Raw genomic sequence first — 17081 nt, 5'->3', positions numbered from 1 at the left:
GCCGCGGCAAAGAAAGTAAGTGCCGCCCCGCACAGGGGCAACACTAATAGACCAATAAGATAAGAAATGAAATGAAATGAAGAAAACCCAAACACCGCCGTAGGCAAACCAAAACCAGAACCCAAAAATTCAAACCTGCCGAAGGCAATACCCCACAACAGCATTAAGAACGCCATCATCCTCACCAACAGCACTGGCACACCGAATCTGAACAGAAGGAAACCGTAGCCGACATGTGTCGACCAACGCGGGCAAATCCTTCCGAATATGCCCACCTTGCCCAAAAAACACAGGCACCACAGTAACAACAGAACACCCGTCGGAGACAAGCTCCCCAATAGCCGTAAGCAAATCCGGCTCCATCAACTCCAGAAAAGCCAGCTTCACGGCCCCGGCGTCATCGCCTGAACGACGAGCATCCCGCAACTTCTCCGCGAGCCTCTCAAACGGCTCCCGCCAGCGCACATCCCTCGCGCCATGCCCAAACAACACCAACCCATGAGCAGCCATGACAAACGCTCCTAATGGCGGTCCACCCACTTCAACCCGACCAACCCCAGCACGAGATAAACCAACCCTGGCGTAGCCGCGGTCAACGGCGCAGGCCACGTATTCAGATTGCCGATGTGCGAGAACAACGTATTGAACAACTGGAAACTCATTCCCAGCATGATCCCGCCAAACACCTTCATGCCCACCACGCCAGCCCGCGTATGCAGATACGCAAACGGCAGCGACAACACCAACATCACGAACACCGCAAACGGGTAAAGCAGCTTGCGCCATAGCGCGATTTCATAACGCTGCGTGTCCTGATGATTCTCAGTCAAATGCTGGATATAGCGGAACAGATTGAACATCGACATCCGGTCCGGCGACACCAGCAGCACCGACAGAATCTGCGGCGTCAGTTCCGAGCGCAGCGAATACTCAGGCATCGTCACCTGCTTTGCGCGGTACACCGGGTTCAACGCGTCGGCCGGCGTGCCCGGAGGCGGCGGTACGTCGATCAGTTGCGTGTCGGTCACGTCAGTCAGTTGCCAGTGGCCCGGCGGCTGATACTTGCCGCTCTGGGCGATCCGCACATTGGACAAACGGAACTGCGAATCGAACTCGTAAATCCGCACGTTGCTGATGGTCGCGTCCGGCATCAATTTGCCGACGTTCACGAAGCGCGTGACCTGTTCGCCGTCCGCGCGCGCAGTGAGCGTATCTTTCACCCACACGCCCGACTCGAAGTTGCTCGATACCGACGACCCCAACGCCTCGAGCCGCACGCGCTCCGACAACTGATCGGTGTAAGGGCCGACCACTTCGCCGATGAGGTACGTCAGGAACACCAGCGGAATGCCGATCTTCAGCAGCGAGCGCAGCGCCTGATTCGTGGCAAGGCCGGAGACGCGGAAAATCGTGTACTCGGAGTTGGCGGCCATTTGCGCGAAGACGTAGATCGCGCTGATCAAGGCGGCCACCGGAATGATTTCGTAGAAGCGCGACGGCGTTTGCAACGCGACGCGCAGCACCGCGTACTGGAACTTGTAGTTGCCGTGACCGACTGAGTTCAGTTCGTTGATCAGGTCGAAGAAAAAGAACAGACCCGAAAACGCGAACAGAATGAAGATGAACGTGAGGTAGACCTGACGCGCAAAATATTTTTCATAGATGCGCATCGGTCACGCCCCCTGCGAACGGCTGAACATGGCTCGCGTGAATAGCGGCCGATTGCGCACGCGCAGCCAGAAGATGAACGCGACGATCACCGTAACGACGATGTGCAGCCCGACCAGCCCAACCCCGAACGACATCTTGCCTTGCTCGATCCACGACTGCACCACGTTCAACAGATTCGAATACGTCAGATAGATGAGAACGGCCATCACCAGATTGATCGTGCGGCTGCGCCGCGGGTTCTGATGCGCAAGCGGAATGGCGAGCAGCATCAGGTTGATTGCGATCAGCGGCAAGCCCGCGCGCCACGCGAATTCCGCGAGATTCTCGCGAGTCGGATTGCGCAGCAGCGCAAGCGTAGGCGTGCCCGTGGTGGTCGGCGTATTGATGACCGGCTGGCTCTGGATCTTCACGCCATAGCGTTCGAATTCCATGATGCGGAAATCCGGATGACCCGGTTCGCCGTCGTAACGACGGCCGTTTTCCAGCACGACGAAGCGGTCGCCGTTCTTGTGCGTTTCGGTATGGCCGGTCTTGGACACCACCACGTTGACCTTGCCGTTTTCGGTGCTGGTCACGAACACGTTCTCGACGCGGGCCTGGTCGGGCGACATCTTCTCGATGAAGAACACCCGGTGGCTGGTGGCCGATTCGCGGAACTGGCCGGGCGCGAGCAACGAGACTTCGTCGCGCTGCTGGAAGCGCGCGCGGATCAGCTTGCTTTGCTGATTCGACCACGGCCAGCCGACGAACACGAAGAACATGATCAGGATGACGATCGGCGTGGCGAAAATGCCGATCGGTTTGATGAAGCGCGTCAAACTGACACCCGAGGCCAGCCACACGACCATTTCAGAGTCTTTGTACCAACGGGTCAGCACAAACAGGATCGACACGAACAGGGTCGCGACGAGCATGATGGCAAGGTAGCCGATCACGGTCAGGCCGATCAGGACCAGCACGTCGCGCGGGTCGATCTCGCCCGAAGCCGCGAAGCCGACGATGCGGATCATCATCGTCGTCAGCACGAGCGTGAGGAGAACCATGAACACGGCACCAGCCGTATACGCGAGTTCGCGCTGGAGAGAGCGTTCGAAGATCATTATTGATGATGAGAGGGGGCGCTCTCAGTGGCGCGCGGGTTGGTTTCCGTTACGCCTCCGGTGCAGCCGCCGCGGGAAAAATAGCGGATAATTGCGGCTTTCATCCTAAGCCCAGATTTTATCCGAGGACAAGCGCGATGGACTTTAGCATAAAAGCCTGTGATTGGACCAAAGGCTCGTCAAACGGTTTCCTGACCGGCAAATCCGATTGCATCGTGATCGGCGTGTTCGAGTCGCAAACCCTCTCGGGCGCGGCACTTGAGATCGACGCGGCCACCAAGGGCCTGCTGACCCGCATCATCAAGGCCGGCGACATGGACGGCAAGGCCGGCACCACGCTGTTTCTGCACGAAGTCTCCGGCATCGGCGCGTCGCGCGTGCTGCTGGTCGGCCTCGGCAAACAGGACACGTTCGGTCAGAAAGCCTATGGCGAAGCCGTGCGGGCCGCCTGGCGCGCATTGCTCGCCACCAAGGTCGTGCAGGTCACCTTCACGCTCGCGCAACTGCCGATCCTCGAGCGGTCGGCCGATTGGGGCGTGCGCGCCGCCATCCTCGCGCTGCGCGAACTGACCTACAAATTCACGCAGATGAAGAGCAAGCCGGACACCTCCACGCGGGCGCTGAAGCGCATCGTGTTCAGCGTCGACACCGGCGACGAAAAGGCCGCCAAGCTGGCCGCGAAGCAAGGCGCCGCGCTCGCGAGCGGGATGGACCTGACCCGCGATCTCGGCAATCTGCCGAGCAACGTCTGCACGCCGACTTACCTCGCCAACACCGCGAAAAAACTCGCGAAAGACTGGAAGCTGAAGGTCGAAGTGCTCGGCGAGAAACAGTGCGAAGCGCTCCGGATGGGCTCGTTCCTGTCGGTCACGGCCGGCTCGGTCGAACCGGCGCAGTTCATCGTGCTGCAGTATCACGGCGGCGCCGCGAAGGCCGCGCCGGTGGTGCTGGTCGGCAAGGGCGTGACGTTCGACACCGGCGGTATTTCGCTAAAGCCGGGCGAAGGCATGGACGAGATGAAGTACGACATGTGCGGCGCCGGTTCGGTGCTGGGCACGTTGCGCGCCGTCGCGGAAATGGGCCTGAAGATCAACGTGGTCGGCATCATTGCCGCGGTCGAGAACATGCCGTCGGCAACGGCCACCAAGCCGGGCGACATCGTCACGAGCATGAAGGGCCTGACGATCGAAGTGCTGAACACGGACGCCGAAGGCCGGCTGATCCTGTGCGACGCGCTCACGTACGCCGAGCGCTTCAAGCCGGCGGCGGTGATCGACATCGCCACGCTCACGGGCGCCTGCATCATCGCGCTCGGTCACCACAATAGCGGCCTGTTCTCGAAAGACGACGCGCTGGCGGGCGAACTGCTCGACGCGTCGCGTGAAGCCTCCGACCCGGCCTGGCGCCTGCCGCTCGACGACGAGTATCAGGACCAGCTCAAGTCGAACTTCGCCGACCTCGCCAACATCGGCGGCCGTCCGGCGGGCAGCGTGACGGCGGCGTGCTTCCTGTCGCGCTTCACGGAGGCTTACCCGTGGGCGCATCTGGACATCGCCGGCACCGCATGGAAGAGCGGCGCAGCGAAGGGCGCCACCGGCCGTCCGGTGCCGTTGCTCGCGCAGTTCCTGATCGACCGGGCCGACAGTAAAGCCGCGGACGGTCGTGCCGCACAATGACGCATTGCAGTAAAGCAAACGCAGGCCAGGATCGCCGATGACGAGAATCGATTTTCACTCGAATGTCGGCGATTCGCTGCTGTATGCGTGCCGCCTGATCCGCAAGGCGTATCAGGCGGGCCAGCCGACGGTCGTGCTGGCGGAGCCCGCGCGTCTGCGGGCTTTCGACGAACAGTTGTGGACCTTCTCGCCGCTCGACTTCGTGCCGCACTGCATGGCGGGCACGCCGCTCGCCGCGCAAACGCCGATCGTGCTGGCCTCGAATCTCGACGACGTGCCGCATCATCAGGTGCTGCTCAATCTCGGCGCCGCGGTGCCGGCGCAATTCGCGCGTTTCGAAAGACTGCTCGAAGTGGTCGGTAACGCACACGAGGAACTCGCCGCGGGCCGCGAACGCTATCGCTTCTATCGCGATCGCGGCTATGCTTTGAACAACTACAAGCAGGGCAGCTAGGGTCCGGTTCCCGCGCGTCGTGTGGTCGTCGTGTTTCGTCGTATCGATTCGACACGCGCGCGCCTGCCTTGGCTTCGACTCAAACACGGAGGGTGCACGTGTCCGATCCCAACGATAATTCGATCCCGGTTCTGCACGAGATTCTCGTACCCGGCGACCCGGCGCAGGCACGCAAGCCCGCCCAGCTGGCCGAAGGCGACGTGCCTGTCGTGCCGCCCGGCGTGCATCCTGCCGAACACGCGCATACGAAAAGGCGGTCCAAAGCGCACCCTCACGCGGAACCGCATTCACACGATTCAGCCGACGAGCCGTCGTTCGCGACATCCGCGGGCGTGTTCGATCGCGTCGAACCCGCCGCGCCGGCCGAAGCCGGCGCGATCGTGCCGCCGGATATCGCGCATGACGCGCTGCCGCAAGCTCACGCCGACGTCGATGCCGACGTGATCGCCGAGCGTCTGCGCGGACGTTTCACCGGCTTTCTGACGGGCGAAGGACGCGGCATCGTCGAGGCGCGTTGCCGCGATGCGTTGCAGGAGCAGTCGGCGTGGCTCGTCAGCCAGATCACGCGCGAAGTGGCGCTGGCGCTGGAAACGGAGATGGCCGGGTGGGTGCGTGAAGCCGTAGAGGAAGAGATCGCGCGGCGTGCGGGCCGCTAGGTTTTTGCAAGAACGGCGCGACGCTGGCAACGCCGGGGACGCGCCGTGTTATTTCAGCGTCAATATCCAGGCCGCGAGCGTGGCCGCCTGATCGGGCGTGAGCTGCGTATTCGCGGGCATCGGCACCGGACCCCACACGTCCACGCTGCCATCCAGAATCTTGCGCTTCAGATAATTGGCGGCATCTTCGTGAGCCGCGTATTTCGCCGCGACGTCGTGTAGCGCGGGACCCATGAACGGGCGCGTCACCGAGTGACAGCTCATGCAGTTCTGCTGCTGGGCAAGCGTGAGGCCGGCTGCTGCGTCGGCATGCGCAGCAGGACTGCCGGCGCATAACACGACGCTCAGCGCGCTCAGCACGGCAAGCGCTGCATACGACATTGATTTCATTGTGGTCTCCGTCGGTGCGGGTGCCCGACTCGTGGTGCACGCATTATAAAAGGAAAGGGGCGCACGGTTTCCCGTGCGCCCCTCTGCGCTTTTACGTAGCCGACGCCACCCGGCGCGGCGCCTGATTCACCTCAAGCGTGCATGGCTGAAGCGCGCTGCGCTCAACCCGACACCGCCCCCTTGTTCGCCGGCAACGCCAGCGCGGAGTACTTCGCGAGCACGCCGCGCGTGTAGCGCGGCTTCGGCTGTTGCCACGCGGCGCGGCGGCGTTGCAGCTCGGCTTCTTCGATGTTCAGTTGCAGCAGCAGCTTGTGTGCGTCGATCGTGATCGAGTCGCCTTCCTGCACGAACGCGATCGTACCGCCGACAAACGCTTCGGGCGCAACGTGGCCGACCACCATGCCCCATGTGCCGCCCGAGAAGCGGCCGTCGGTGATCAGGCCGACGCTTTCGCCGAGCCCCTTGCCGATGATCGCGGAAGTCGGCGCGAGCATTTCCGGCATGCCGGGGCCGCCCTTCGGGCCGAGGTAGCGCAGCACCACTACGTCGCCGGCGACGATCCGGTCGGCGAGAATCGCTTCCAGCGCGCTTTGTTCGTCGTCGAATACGCGGGCCGGCCCGGTGATGACCGGATTCTTCAGACCGGTGATCTTGGCGACCGCGCCGTCTTCGGCCAGATTGCCCTTCAGGATCGCGAGGTGGCCTTCCTTGTAAAGCGCCTGGTCGATCGGGAAAATCACCTGTTGATCGGCGCGCGGCTTGCCCGGCACGTCCTTCAGTTCTTCGGCGATCGTCTTGCCCGTGATCGTGATGCAATCGCCGTGCAGGAGGCCCGCGTCCAGCAGGATCTTCATCACTTGCGGAATTCCACCGGCCTTGTGCAGATCGGTCGCGACGAACTGGCCCGACGGCTTCAGGTTGCAGATCACCGGCACTTTCTTGCGCATGCGCTCGAAGTCTTCGATGGTCCATTCCACTTCCGCCGCATGCGCGATCGCGAGGAAGTGCAGCACCGCGTTAGTCGAGCCGCCGGTGGCCATGATCACGGCCACCGCGTTTTCGATCGACTTCCGCGTGACGATGTCGCGCGGTTTCAGATCCTGCTTCACCGCCTCGACCAGCACGCGCGCCGATTCGGCGGCCGAGTCGACTTTCTCCTGATCCGGATTGGCCATCGTCGACGAGTACAGCAACGACATGCCCAGCGCTTCGAACGACGAACTCATCGTGTTGGCGGTGTACATGCCGCCGCACGAGCCCGTGGACGGACAGGCGTTTTTTTCGACCCCTTCGAAATCTTCCTGCGACATGCGGCCGGCCGTGAATTCGCCCACCGCTTCGAACGACGACACGATGGTCAGGTCGGTGCCCTTCCAGTTGCCCGGACGGATCGTGCCGCCATACACGTAGATGCTCGGCACGTTGGTGCGCAGGATGCCGATCATGCCGCCCGGCATGTTCTTGTCGCAGCCGCCGATCACGATCACGCCGTCCATCCACTGTCCTTGCACGCAGGTTTCGACGCAATCTGCAATCACTTCGCGCGAGACCAGCGAATACTTCATCCCTTCGGTGCCCATCGACATGCCGTCCGAAATCGTCGGCGTGCCGAAGATCTGCGGATTCGCGTCGGCGCCCTTGACCGCGGCGACCGCCGCGTCGGCCAGACGCTGCAGGCCGGCGTTGCACGGCGTGATCGTCGAGTGGCCGTTGGCGATGCCGATCATCGGCTTGTCGAAGTCGGCTTTCTCGTAGCCGAGCGCGTAGTACATCGAGCGGTTCGGCGAGCGTGCCACGCCCTGCGTGATGTTCTTCGAACGACGGTTGTATGCCATGGGGAACTCCAATCTGTTTTGTTGTGCTCGGTACTGCAAGGTCAGTGGGTGCGGCTTGCACGGTTCCTGCTGCTGCCCACGGCATGGGCCGCCGGGACGCCTCAGTCCAGTTTAGTGCCGACGCGTCGCGCAAGGATGCAGTTTTGCAAAACGCGTGTCCAATATATTATTAGCGGCCTATTAGGTCGTAAAATGTCTTAATCATGCTGCCCGCCGCTCCTGACCTGCGCCAGTTGCGCTATTTCGTCACCGTCGCCGAAGAAAAACATTTCGGCCGCGCGGCGGCGCGCCTTTCGATGACACAGCCGCCGTTGTCGCAGGCGATCCGTGCGCTCGAGGAGACGCTCGGCGTCGAACTGTTCGCGCGCACCAAGCGTTCGGTCGAACTGACTGCTGTGGGCGCCGATCTGCTGCCGGAGGTGCGGCGCCTGCTGGCCGCCGCCGAAGGCTTGCGGCCGCTCGCGCAGAGTCTTGCGCGAGGCGAGGCGGGGATGTTGTCGCTGGCTTTCGTGTCGACCGCGGATTACGGGTTGCTGCCGCTTCTGCTGCGCGATTTCGGCGCGCGCTATCCGCAGGTGCGGCTCGAACTGACCGAGGCCACGAGCGACGTACAAGCGGACGAACTCGTCGCCGGGCGCATCGATGCGGGTCTCGCGATCGCGCCGCTGCCGTCGCGCTATGCGATGCAGTTGTCCTGGCTGCCGATCGTGCGCGAGCCGCTGGTGATCGCGATGTCTTCGGAGATGGCGCAGCGGTTGGCCGGCGCGGCCGTGGCGGGTGCCGATACCGCTGCCGGTCAACACTCCAACGCGGCGCCCGAATGGCTCGACGCACCGATCAGCCTGCGCGATGTCGCTGACGAACCGCTCGTGATCTTCCCAAGACGTTTGGCGCCGGGCTTTTATGACATCATTATGGATTGCTACGGCGTGGCGGGTCTCGTGCCCCGAGTCGGCCAGGAGGCGATCCAGATGCAGACGATCGTGAGCCTCGTGTCGGCCGGAATGGGTGTCGCACTGGTGCCGCAATCGTTGCGTAATCTGCGGCGCACCGGCGTCGTGTATCGTCCGCTGCGGGAATCGGTGCCGGCCATCGAGACCGGCCTCGTGTGGCGCACGGCGGAGGTGAGCCCGGTGCTCGCAGCCTTCATCGGGATCGTGCGCGCGCATGCGGGCATGCCGCTCGACGTCACGCCTGATGCCGGGCTGGCCGCGCCGTTTGACCAGACCACCGCGATAGACCGCGGGCCGTGAACGCATCGCGTGCTGTATCGTCCAATGGACGCGTCGCGCCGAAGTCAGTGCGTCGCTTATGACTGTTGCGACTGCTGCGACTGTTGTGACGCTTATGCCTCAATCATTAGAAATTCCGCTTCCGAACCTGAACTGCCCATAACAACACGATGCTCATTCACCCGAATTTCGACCCCGTTGCCATTCATCTGGGGCCGCTCGCTGTGCGCTGGTATGGATTGATGTACCTCGTTGCGTTCATTGCGGCGATCGTTGTCGGCCGCTTGCGGCTGCGTTTGCCGTACGTCGCCGCGCAAGGCTGGACCGCGAAGGATATCGACGACATGCTGTTCTACGGCGTGCTCGGCACCATTCTCGGCGGCCGGCTCGGCTACGTGCTGTTCTACAAGGCAAGTTTCTACTTTGCGCATCCGCTCGACATCTTCAAGGTGTGGGAAGGCGGCATGTCGTTTCACGGCGGCTTCCTCGGCGTGACGCTCGCGATGGTGCTGTTCGCATATCAACGCAAGCGCTCGTGGCTGCAAGTCACCGATTTCGTCGCGCCGATGGTGCCGACCGGACTCGCGGCGGGGCGCCTCGGCAACTTCATCAACGGTGAGTTGTGGGGCCGCGTAACCGACCCGAGCGCGCCGTGGGCGATGTTGTTCCCGGGCGCCGCACCCGACGACGCCGCGTGGCTCGCCGCTCATCCGCAACTGGCTACGCAATGGCATCTGAACGAAGTGTTCGCGCAATATCACATGCTGCCGCGCCATCCGTCGGAGTTGTACGAGATCGCGCTCGAAGGCATTGCGTTGTTCTTCGTGCTGTTCTTCTTCTCGCGCAAACCGAAGCCGATGGGCGCGATTTCCGCGGTGTTCCTGATCGGCTACGGCCTTGCACGTTTCACAGTGGAGTTCGCGCGCGAGCCGGACGACTTCCTCGGCTTGCTGGCGATGGGTCTTTCGATGGGCCAATGGCTGTCGCTGCCAATGATCCTGGTCGGCATCGGCATGCTGGTGTGGGCGTATCGCCGCGCGCGCCGCGAACCGGCGCACACGGTCGGCGCGAATTGATCGCGTCCATCTGATCGCGGCCCAACAAAAAGCCACGGCGTGCCGTGGCTTTTTGCTGACTGCTGACTTCTGACTGCTTATCGGGCAGGCGTGCCGCGTGCGTTACTTCATCTGCACCGAGCCCGACACGTTGACCGTCACCGTCGACGTACCGCCTTCGAGCGGCACCGGTGCCGAGGCCTTTGCGTCGGCGCTCATTGCGCGCGCGCTCATCATCATCATCGGACGCGGCATCACGCCGTTGTGTCCGACGTTGACCTCGCGGATCGAGTAGCCGCTATAACCGAACGCTTGCGCCGACGAAGCAGCCTGGTCGCGGAACGATCTGATCGCTTCGCCGGTGAGCTTCTGCTCGGCCGCCCGTTGCGCTTCCGGCGACAACGAGAACTGCACATTGCCGACCTGCATGATCGACGCCATCTGGCCCGCGAGCTTCGACACCGCGGCGAAGTCGTGCGATTCCAGCACGACTTCCGTACGGCCGCGCCATGCGGAAATACGGCCGTCACGATCGGTGGACGGATAGATCGAGAACGAGCCCGTGCGCGCGGTGACACCGCTTACACCCTTGGCCTTTTGCAACGCGGCGTCTGCGCGCTGATTCAACGTGGACGTGAGCGCCGACGGATCGCTCGCTTCCTGTTCATAAAACAACGTGATGTCGACGACATCCTGCGGCACCTCCGCGCTGGCCTGTGCATTCAGCGACAACACGCCGGCCGGCTGGTACTGCGCGACGCTTTGTGCGCGAGCCATCGCGGGCGTCAGCGCGAGCGCGACGGGCGTGGCGCACGTGAGGGCGAGAGCGAGTGCACGAGCGGTGTTTTTCGTCATTGTTGGACTCCTTGCTTGAACGGTTTGTGCACGAGTTGGACAAACGCAGCGAAGTGGCATGGCGTTTGCGAGTCCGTTAGGCGCCTGTAACCTTCGCTTGGTTCCCTGAATTGACGTTTGCTTACCGACTCGCGAGTTGCTTCGTGATGAAGCGCCATTCGGCTTCGGTCACCGGCGTGATCGACAGGCGATTGCCTCTGGCGAGCACACGCATGTCCTTCAGCTCATCGTGCTCGCGCAACGCGGCTAACGGAATCAACGGAATCTTCTTCTTGAACACCACGTCGACGAGCAGCCAGCGCGGCGTTTCCTGCGACGACTTCGGATCGTAGTAGGGGCTCTTCCTGTCGAATTGCGTCGGGTCCGGATACGCGGTCGACGAGACTTCAGCGAGCCCTGCGATGCCGGGCTCGGGACAACTCGAGTGATAGAACAGCACGCCGTCGCCTACCTGCATCACGTCGCGCATGAAGTTGCGCGCCTGATAATTTCGTACGCCGGTCCAAGGCAACGTATGCAGCGGTGCGTTGGCGAGATGGTCGATGCTTGCTTCGTCCGGTTCGGACTTCATTAGCCAGTAGCGCATGAATCGAATGGAACGTAGAGAGGTTGAAGGTCCTGTGAAGGTCCCGAAGAAAAACCGTTGCCCAAAAGAAAAACGGCACCGAACCAGAGTCCGATGCCGTTTTGAATAGGTCCCCGCCTTAGCCGCTAGGCCGGCATCCTGAACCGGGAGTTCAGAATTGGTCGCAGTTAGCAGCACTTCGGGTACATCAGACAGAGTGACGCGCACACCCGTGCTACAAATTTCCGCAACCGTGCACATGGCATTGGTTCAAGGAATATATGACCTTGGCGAACCAGGCAGGGAAGCTTAACCGATTGAACTCAAACGTTTGCATTAGCGTTGCCGCGTGCTACTGAGGCATACCACTTAACTCACACTTCAACACATGCACTTCATCTGAATTCGCAGCCGATCTCAGGACCGGCTACTTGAAAAACTGTTTCGAAACCATGACGCTGCTGGGTACTTACTGCATGCTGTACTGCTGAATCACCGTACCCAGTTGTTCGTTCATTTGATGCATTGTACGCCGGATTTCCTCAGCAGGAAATGCTTCTCCGTGTCGCACGCTCGATTGCAGCTTAAGCAGTTCCGATGCCAGCGACAGCGCAGCCATGACAGCAATGCGATCCGTGCCGCGCACGTTGCTGTTGTTACGGATCTTCGACATTTCCGCGTCCACGCGTGCAACCGCTTCAAGCAGCGCGGCCTCCGTTTCCGGCGAGCAGGCGAGCCGGTACGGAACGCCGAGAATCGATACTTCGATCTGCTTGGTGGTCATGCATTTTCTCCGTGGCGGGTGACGTCGCTTCCGGCATTGTCTTCATGCGCTTCATGCGCGACCTCGTGCTGTGCAGGCGCAAGCAGATCGAGCTGATTGTCCGGCTCGTTGTGCCCGCGAGCCCGCGGCAGTTTTTCGAGGATCGCGTTCAGGCGGACCTGGGCATCGTCGATCTTTGCCGACAGCGCGTCGCGTTCTGCTTGCAGCGCATCGCGCTCCTCGCGTAACAGTGCGAGTTCGGTGCGCGTGGCTTCTGCCTCGGCACGCGATTGGGCGAGTTGCTCTTCGAGCGCGAGCCGCGCTTCATTGTGGCGCTGGCTGATCGCGATCAGCTTGCCGATATTCTGTGAAAGTGATTCGAGTTCGGTGAGCATCTGCTGCGTCCTCTAAAGACCTCGCATTTTAGCGCGGAATGTCGCACGTTCCGACAATTGTCTCGTTTCGAGACGTAACAACATCGCTTTATGCCGGCATTTTATCGACACTGCGCCAGAAAACAGGCGCGCGTCGGACAATTGCCCGCATTTTGCGGAACACATTCGAAGCCGAATTAACGATTCTTGACGGGTTCGAAGTGCGCTCCTAAACTGCCCGCACTCTGGTGCTCGCGCACGCTTTTCGACGGTGTGCGCAGTTAAACGGGAAGCAGGGCGCGCTGTTCATCTGAATGAACGCGCGAACCTGCGCTGCCCCCGCAACGGTAAGCGACCGCATTCGTCATGCAGGTCGATTCCATCGCGTGTTCGAAGCGGAACTCGCGAGTGTGCCACTGCGCGTCACGCGTGGGAAGGCGGAGTCGATGTGTCGTCAGCCCGGATACCGGCCAGAGTGAGAGGGACGTCCCCACGCGAAACGCACGCAATGCGCTTGCTCCGGGTTAGACCTCGTTACGCACCGGCCTGCGGGGAAGCAGGCCGCGCACGCTATCCACAGGAACGTCATTCCATGTTGTCCCCCATCGCTCGTGCGGCGACGCTCGCGTTTGCGAGCCTGCCGCTCGTCGTGCATGCACAAGCGGCCAGTTCAACGGCGTCATCTTCTTCTGTTGCGGACGACGGTTCTGGCTCTGCGTCCACGGCTGTGTTGTCGCCGGTTGTGGTGACGGCCGGGCGTGCGCCGCAGCCGCTCGCCGACGCGATTGCGCAGACCACGTTGTTCGACCAGCAGGACATCGCCGACACCACCGCGACCGATCTGCCTGGTCTGTTGCAACTCGCGCCCGGCGCGCAGATTTCGCGCACCGGCGGCCCCGGTTCGACGACGAGTCTGTATTTGCGCGGCGCATCGTCGACGCAATCGCTGGTGTTGATCGACGGCGTGCGCGTCGACTCGGTGAGCCTCGGCTCGTCGCAACTCGCGCAGATTCCGCTTTCGCAGGTGGATCACGTCGAAGTGGTGAACGGCAACGTGTCGGCGCTTTACGGTTCGGGCGCGATCGGCGGCGTGGTGCAGGTGTTCACGAAAGACGGCGGCGATCATCCGCCGCGTTTCAATTTTTCGCTGGGCTACGGCAGCTATCACACGCAGACGCAACAAGCGGGCGTGAACGGCGCGCTCGATAAAGACGGTAAAACCACCTTCAGCATTTCGCTCGCGCGTTCGAAGGACGACGGTTTTTCGTCGCTCGATCCACGCGAGGCGCCCAGCGCGAATCCGAACGCGAACGGCTATCTGAACGAGAGCCTTTCGGCTTCGCTGCGCCACAAGTTCAACGACCGCTGGGACGCGGGCGTCACGTATTTCCAGTCGAATGGCAACAACAGTTACGACAACGCGTACGGCGTGCCGACCGATCTGAACAACCTGTATAGCAAAGTGCGTCAGATGTCGGCGTTCGCGAACGGCAAACTGACCGACTGGTGGACCACGCATTTCATCGTCTCCGAAGGCGACGACCGCAGCGTGTCGAACACCAACGGCCTGTATAACGGCCGCTTCGATACCGACAATCGCCAGTACACGTGGCAGAACGATTTCGCGATTGCCGCGCAACAGAAGGTGCAGCTCGGCTACGAGCATCTCGACCAGAGCCTCGATTCGGATACGTTCGCGGCGCCCGACCGTCATGTCGATTCGGGTTTCGCCGGTTATACCGGGCGCTTCGGTCGCAGCCAGATTCAGGCGAACGTACGGCGCGACCAGTATTCCGATTTCGGCGGAGCGAACAGTTACTATCTCGGCTACGGCTTCGACATCACGAATCACTGGAAGGCAACCGCAAGCTACTCGGACGCGTTTCGCGCGCCGAGTTTCGACGATCTGTACTATCCGTACAGCGGCAATCCGTCGGTTCAACCGGAGCGCAGTCATTCGATCGAAGCGGGATTGCAGTACGCGTCGAATGCGCTCGGCGTGATGCGTGTGAACGTTTTCCAGACGCGCTATTCGAATCTGATCGACTATCAGCAGATCACGCCCGGCATCTACGTGGCGGAGAACGTCGGGCATGCGAAGGTGCAGGGACTCGAAGGATCGTGGAGCGGTCACGTCGGCAAGACGGACGTACGCGCGTCGCTCACGCTGCAAAATCCCGTCGACCTCGACAACGATGTCGACCTCGTGCGCCGCGCGCGCCGCTTCGGATCGCTCGCGGTGAACCGCAGCATGGCCGGGTGGCGCGTGGGCGGCGAATGGATCGTCAGCGGCGCGAGCAACGACAGCAGCGGCAAGCTCGGCGGCTACGGCGTGGTGAATCTGTCGGCGCGCTACAACATCACGAAAGCGTGGTACGTGGCCGCGCAAATCCAGAACCTGTTGAACAAGGACTATGAAACGGCCTACTCGTATAACTCGCCGCGGCGCGGTGCGTATGTCACGGTCGGTTGGCAGCAGCAGTAGCGCTTGCCGTTCCCGTTCACGTTCACGTCCGATGAGGCGGCGCGGGTGAACCCGGCATCGGCATCAGCTTCGGCTTCGCCCAAAGCGACGCCGCGCACGATGAGCGCGAAGCGCGCGGCCACGATCTGGGTCGTGCTCGCGGTCTTTGCGCTCGCCGTGCTGATCGCGTCGCTCGCTCTCGGCAGCGTGCCGCTCGCGCCGGCGCGTGTGCTGGCGGCGTTGTGGCCGTCGCATGCGGATACCGCCGATCTGACCGGCGAGATCGTGCGCACGCTGCGTCTGCCGCGCGCGGTAGCCGGCTTTGCGTGCGGTGCGTTGCTCGCATTGGCGGGCGCGCTGCTGCAAGTGCTGCTGCGCAATCCGTTGGCCGAGCCCTACATACTCGGTGTGTCGGGCGGCGCGGCGACGTTCGCGCTGGTCGCGATGATCGCCGGTTGCGCGTGGTGGGTCGTCGACGCCAGCGCGTTCGCTGGCGCATTCGTATCGATCCTGCTGGTGCTCGGTCTCGCGCGCCGCGAGTTGTGGCGCGGCGAACCGCAGGACACGTCGCCGCGTTTGCTGCTGACCGGCGCGGTGATCGCAGCCGGCTGGGGCGCGCTGATTACGCTGCTGCTCAACCTCGCACCGGACAATCGTCTGCGCGGCATGCTGTTCTGGTTGACCGGCGATCTGAACGGCGGCGCGATGCCCTGGGTCGCGCTGGCCGCGCTCGTCGTCGTGCTGATTGCGATCGTGCCGGCGGCGCCGCGTCTGAATGTGTTGCTGCGCGGCGATGCGGCCGCGCAGGCGCTCGGCGTCGCGGTGATGCCGCTGCGCTTGCGCGTGTATCTGGTGGCGTCGCTGGCGGCTGCGGCCGCGGTGACCACGGCGGGCACCATCGGCTTCGTCGGACTCGTGGTGCCGCACATGCTGCGGCTCGCGTTCGGCAACGACCAGCGCATGTTGCTGCCGGCCGCGGCACTGGGCGGCGGCGTGATGGTAATGGGCGCCGACCTGATCGCGCGGACCGTGGTTGCGCCCGCGCAATTGCCTGTCGGCGTGATCACGTCGATCGTCGGGGTGCCGGTGTTTTTGTGGATGCTGTTGCGCAGGCGTCGATCATGAACGGATATAACGCCGCGTCCGCGTCGCTGAGTGTCCAGCGTTTGACGTTGCGCGCCGGCGCGCGCACGCTGCTCGATGCGTTCACGCATACGTTCTACGCGGGCGAAATCTGGTGCATCGCCGGCCCGAACGGCGCGGGCAAGACGACGCTGATCTCGACGCTTGCCGGGCTGTCGCAACCTTCGGCGGGACACGTCGAACTCGACGGCGTGCGTGTGGCCGACTGGCCGCCGTTGCCGCTCGCGCAACGGCGCGCGCTGATGCCGCAGAGCGCGCACGACGCATTCAGCGCAAGCGTGCTCGATGTCGTGATGCTGAACCGCTTCCCGCATCTGAACGGCTGGGGCTGGGAGAGCGAAGCGGATCGCGCGGCCGCGCAAGACGCGCTGCACGTATTGGGTCTCGGCGATTTTGCGTCGCGTGACGTGCTGTCGCTGTCGGGCGGCGAACGTCAACGCGTTGCGCTGGCCGCGGTGTTGTGCCAGCAGGCGCCGTTGCTGTTGCTCGACGAACCGCTGTCGCATCTGGACCTGCATCATCAGATCGACTGCCTCGATGCGTTGACCGCGTGGGCCCGCGAGCCGCGTCGTACCGTGATGTTTTCCTGTCACGACCTGAACCTCGCGCGCCGCTTCGCGACGCATGCGCTGCTGCTCGACGGCGATGGCGGCGCGTATGCCGGACCGGTGCACGATGTATTGACGCCCACGCTGACGAGCCGCGCGTTCGGCTATCCGTTGATCCTGATTCGCGACGGCGAGCACGAGGCGCTGATTCCCGCGCCACGCGCGCATCATGAATCGCGTGCAACCCATGACACGGGCCATGGCGCATGACCCACGCAAACACGCTGACCGTTTGATCGA

General features: G+C 62.7%; 18 protein-coding genes, 1 other RNA gene and 1 riboswitch. Of the genes, 8 read left to right on the top strand and 11 right to left on the bottom strand.

Features of this window, described 5'->3' with window-relative positions:
* The 4 genes from PQQ51_RS22450 to lptF all read right to left on the bottom strand — a co-directional run.
* Positions 1-200: hypothetical protein (locus PQQ51_RS22450; RefSeq protein WP_408499025.1), on the bottom strand; the 200-nt coding region annotated here is incomplete at its 3' end.
* Positions 130-510: a sirohydrochlorin chelatase gene (locus PQQ51_RS22445; RefSeq protein WP_408499018.1), complete on the bottom strand. Its 381-nt coding sequence runs from the start codon at positions 508-510 to the stop codon at positions 130-132. The genes PQQ51_RS22445 and PQQ51_RS22450, both read right to left, overlap by 71 nt.
* An 11-nt stretch (positions 511-521) precedes the next feature.
* On the bottom strand, positions 522-1670 hold the full coding sequence (lptG, locus tag PQQ51_RS22440) for an LPS export ABC transporter permease LptG (RefSeq protein WP_408499017.1): 1149 nt from the start codon (positions 1668-1670) through the stop codon (positions 522-524).
* Positions 1671-1673: 3 nt separating this feature from the next.
* On the bottom strand, positions 1674-2771 hold the full coding sequence (gene lptF, locus PQQ51_RS22435) for an LPS export ABC transporter permease LptF (protein WP_408499016.1): 1098 nt from the start codon (positions 2769-2771) through the stop codon (positions 1674-1676).
* A 137-nt stretch (positions 2772-2908) separates the two neighbouring features.
* Between lptF and PQQ51_RS22430 the strand changes: the two genes are divergently transcribed.
* The 3 genes from PQQ51_RS22430 to PQQ51_RS22420 all read left to right on the top strand — a co-directional run bounded on the left by PQQ51_RS22430 (position 2909) and on the right by PQQ51_RS22420 (position 5557).
* Positions 2909-4447, top strand: coding sequence for a leucyl aminopeptidase (locus tag PQQ51_RS22430; protein ID WP_408499015.1), 1539 nt, complete (start codon positions 2909-2911; stop codon positions 4445-4447).
* Positions 4448-4484: 37 nt separating this feature from the next.
* Positions 4485-4901: a DNA polymerase III subunit chi gene (locus tag PQQ51_RS22425; protein ID WP_408499014.1), complete on the top strand. Its 417-nt coding sequence runs from the start codon at positions 4485-4487 to the stop codon at positions 4899-4901.
* 98 nt (positions 4902-4999) lie between these two features.
* Complete coding sequence (locus PQQ51_RS22420) at positions 5000-5557, top strand: DUF2486 family protein (protein ID WP_408499012.1); 558 nt, start codon at positions 5000-5002, stop codon at positions 5555-5557.
* Positions 5558-5605: 48 nt separating this feature from the next.
* On the opposite strand, the gene PQQ51_RS22415 is transcribed toward PQQ51_RS22420, so the two are convergent.
* Together PQQ51_RS22415 and ilvD are read right to left on the bottom strand one after the other, a co-directional pair.
* Positions 5606-5947, bottom strand: coding sequence for a c-type cytochrome (locus tag PQQ51_RS22415; protein WP_408499011.1), 342 nt, complete (start codon positions 5945-5947; stop codon positions 5606-5608).
* 161 nt (positions 5948-6108) lie between these two features.
* Positions 6109-7782: a dihydroxy-acid dehydratase gene (ilvD, locus tag PQQ51_RS22410; RefSeq protein ID WP_408499010.1), complete on the bottom strand. Its 1674-nt coding sequence runs from the start codon at positions 7780-7782 to the stop codon at positions 6109-6111.
* 203 nt (positions 7783-7985) lie between these two features.
* On the opposite strand from ilvD, the gene PQQ51_RS22405 reads away from it, so the two are divergent.
* Positions 7986-9035, top strand: coding sequence for a LysR family transcriptional regulator (locus PQQ51_RS22405; RefSeq protein WP_408499009.1), 1050 nt, complete (start codon positions 7986-7988; stop codon positions 9033-9035).
* Between the two features lie 149 nt (positions 9036-9184).
* Entirely contained in the window at positions 9185-10090 is a 906-nt protein-coding gene (lgt, locus tag PQQ51_RS22400; RefSeq protein WP_408499008.1) for a prolipoprotein diacylglyceryl transferase, read from the top strand.
* 102 nt (positions 10091-10192) lie between these two features.
* Here lgt and PQQ51_RS22395 read toward each other — a convergent pair whose 3' ends face one another.
* From PQQ51_RS22395 to PQQ51_RS22375, 5 genes are all read right to left on the bottom strand, one after another.
* Positions 10193-10924, bottom strand: a complete 732-nt coding sequence (locus PQQ51_RS22395; protein WP_408499007.1) for an SIMPL domain-containing protein — start codon at positions 10922-10924, stop codon at positions 10193-10195.
* Between the two features lie 121 nt (positions 10925-11045).
* Positions 11046-11510 (bottom strand): EVE domain-containing protein, encoded by a 465-nt coding sequence (locus PQQ51_RS22390; RefSeq protein WP_408499006.1) that lies wholly within the window; start codon positions 11508-11510, stop codon positions 11046-11048.
* A 106-nt stretch (positions 11511-11616) separates the two neighbouring features.
* Positions 11617-11798: non-coding RNA, 6S RNA (gene ssrS, locus PQQ51_RS22385), on the bottom strand.
* A 160-nt stretch (positions 11799-11958) separates the two neighbouring features.
* Positions 11959-12273 carry a cell division protein ZapA gene (locus PQQ51_RS22380; RefSeq protein ID WP_408499005.1) on the bottom strand — a complete coding sequence of 105 codons (315 nt, stop codon included), beginning with the start codon at positions 12271-12273 and terminating at the stop codon, positions 11959-11961.
* The gene (locus tag PQQ51_RS22375) at positions 12270-12647 is read right to left on the bottom strand and encodes an ATPase (protein WP_408499004.1); all 378 of its coding nucleotides are present in this window, start codon (positions 12645-12647) and stop codon (positions 12270-12272) included. Before PQQ51_RS22375 ends, PQQ51_RS22380 begins: the two co-directional genes overlap by 4 nt.
* Positions 12648-12855: 208 nt before the next feature.
* Positions 12856-13115, top strand: a riboswitch (cobalamin riboswitch).
* A gap of 103 nt (positions 13116-13218) precedes the next feature.
* Here PQQ51_RS22375 and PQQ51_RS22370 point away from each other — a divergent pair.
* From PQQ51_RS22370 to PQQ51_RS22360, 3 genes are all read left to right on the top strand, one after another.
* Positions 13219-15111 carry a TonB-dependent receptor domain-containing protein gene (locus tag PQQ51_RS22370; protein ID WP_408499003.1) on the top strand — a complete coding sequence of 631 codons (1893 nt, stop codon included), beginning with the start codon at positions 13219-13221 and terminating at the stop codon, positions 15109-15111.
* 99 nt (positions 15112-15210) lie between these two features.
* Positions 15211-16215 carry a FecCD family ABC transporter permease gene (locus PQQ51_RS22365; RefSeq protein ID WP_408499024.1) on the top strand — a complete coding sequence of 335 codons (1005 nt, stop codon included), beginning with the start codon at positions 15211-15213 and terminating at the stop codon, positions 16213-16215.
* Positions 16212-17051 (top strand): ABC transporter ATP-binding protein, encoded by an 840-nt coding sequence (locus PQQ51_RS22360; RefSeq protein WP_408499002.1) that lies wholly within the window; start codon positions 16212-16214, stop codon positions 17049-17051. The genes PQQ51_RS22365 and PQQ51_RS22360 overlap by 4 nt, the downstream gene beginning before the upstream one ends.
* Positions 17052-17081 lie beyond the last annotated feature (30 nt).

Origin of the sequence: Paraburkholderia xenovorans (genome assembly GCF_046030735.1) — a bacterium.
Classification (GTDB): Bacteria; Pseudomonadota; Gammaproteobacteria; order Burkholderiales; family Burkholderiaceae; genus Paraburkholderia; species Paraburkholderia xenovorans_A.
This window is presented reverse-complemented; position numbering and strand designations above follow the sequence as displayed.

Excerpts from the sequence above, each read along its gene's own strand:
- PQQ51_RS22445 (WP_408499018.1), bottom strand. The coding sequence starts at position 510 with ATGGCTGCTCATGGGTTGGTGTTGTTTGGGCATGGCGCGAGGGATGTG.
- lptG (WP_408499017.1), bottom strand. The coding sequence starts at position 1,670 with ATGCGCATCTATGAAAAATATTTTGCGCGTCAGGTCTACCTCACGTTC.
- lptF (WP_408499016.1), bottom strand. The coding sequence starts at position 2,771 with ATGATCTTCGAACGCTCTCTCCAGCGCGAACTCGCGTATACGGCTGGT.
- PQQ51_RS22430 (WP_408499015.1), top strand. The coding sequence starts at position 2,909 with ATGGACTTTAGCATAAAAGCCTGTGATTGGACCAAAGGCTCGTCAAAC.
- PQQ51_RS22425 (WP_408499014.1), top strand. The coding sequence starts at position 4,485 with ATGACGAGAATCGATTTTCACTCGAATGTCGGCGATTCGCTGCTGTAT.
- PQQ51_RS22415 (WP_408499011.1), bottom strand. The coding sequence starts at position 5,947 with ATGAAATCAATGTCGTATGCAGCGCTTGCCGTGCTGAGCGCGCTGAGC.
- ilvD (WP_408499010.1), bottom strand. The coding sequence starts at position 7,782 with ATGGCATACAACCGTCGTTCGAAGAACATCACGCAGGGCGTGGCACGC.
- PQQ51_RS22405 (WP_408499009.1), top strand. The coding sequence starts at position 7,986 with ATGCTGCCCGCCGCTCCTGACCTGCGCCAGTTGCGCTATTTCGTCACC.
- lgt (WP_408499008.1), top strand. The coding sequence starts at position 9,185 with ATGCTCATTCACCCGAATTTCGACCCCGTTGCCATTCATCTGGGGCCG.
- PQQ51_RS22395 (WP_408499007.1), bottom strand. The coding sequence starts at position 10,924 with ATGACGAAAAACACCGCTCGTGCACTCGCTCTCGCCCTCACGTGCGCC.
- PQQ51_RS22390 (WP_408499006.1), bottom strand. The coding sequence starts at position 11,510 with ATGCGCTACTGGCTAATGAAGTCCGAACCGGACGAAGCAAGCATCGAC.
- PQQ51_RS22380 (WP_408499005.1), bottom strand. The coding sequence starts at position 12,273 with ATGACCACCAAGCAGATCGAAGTATCGATTCTCGGCGTTCCGTACCGG.
- PQQ51_RS22375 (WP_408499004.1), bottom strand. The coding sequence starts at position 12,647 with ATGCTCACCGAACTCGAATCACTTTCACAGAATATCGGCAAGCTGATC.
- PQQ51_RS22370 (WP_408499003.1), top strand. The coding sequence starts at position 13,219 with ATGTTGTCCCCCATCGCTCGTGCGGCGACGCTCGCGTTTGCGAGCCTG.
- PQQ51_RS22365 (WP_408499024.1), top strand. The coding sequence starts at position 15,211 with ATGAGCGCGAAGCGCGCGGCCACGATCTGGGTCGTGCTCGCGGTCTTT.
- PQQ51_RS22360 (WP_408499002.1), top strand. The coding sequence starts at position 16,212 with ATGAACGGATATAACGCCGCGTCCGCGTCGCTGAGTGTCCAGCGTTTG.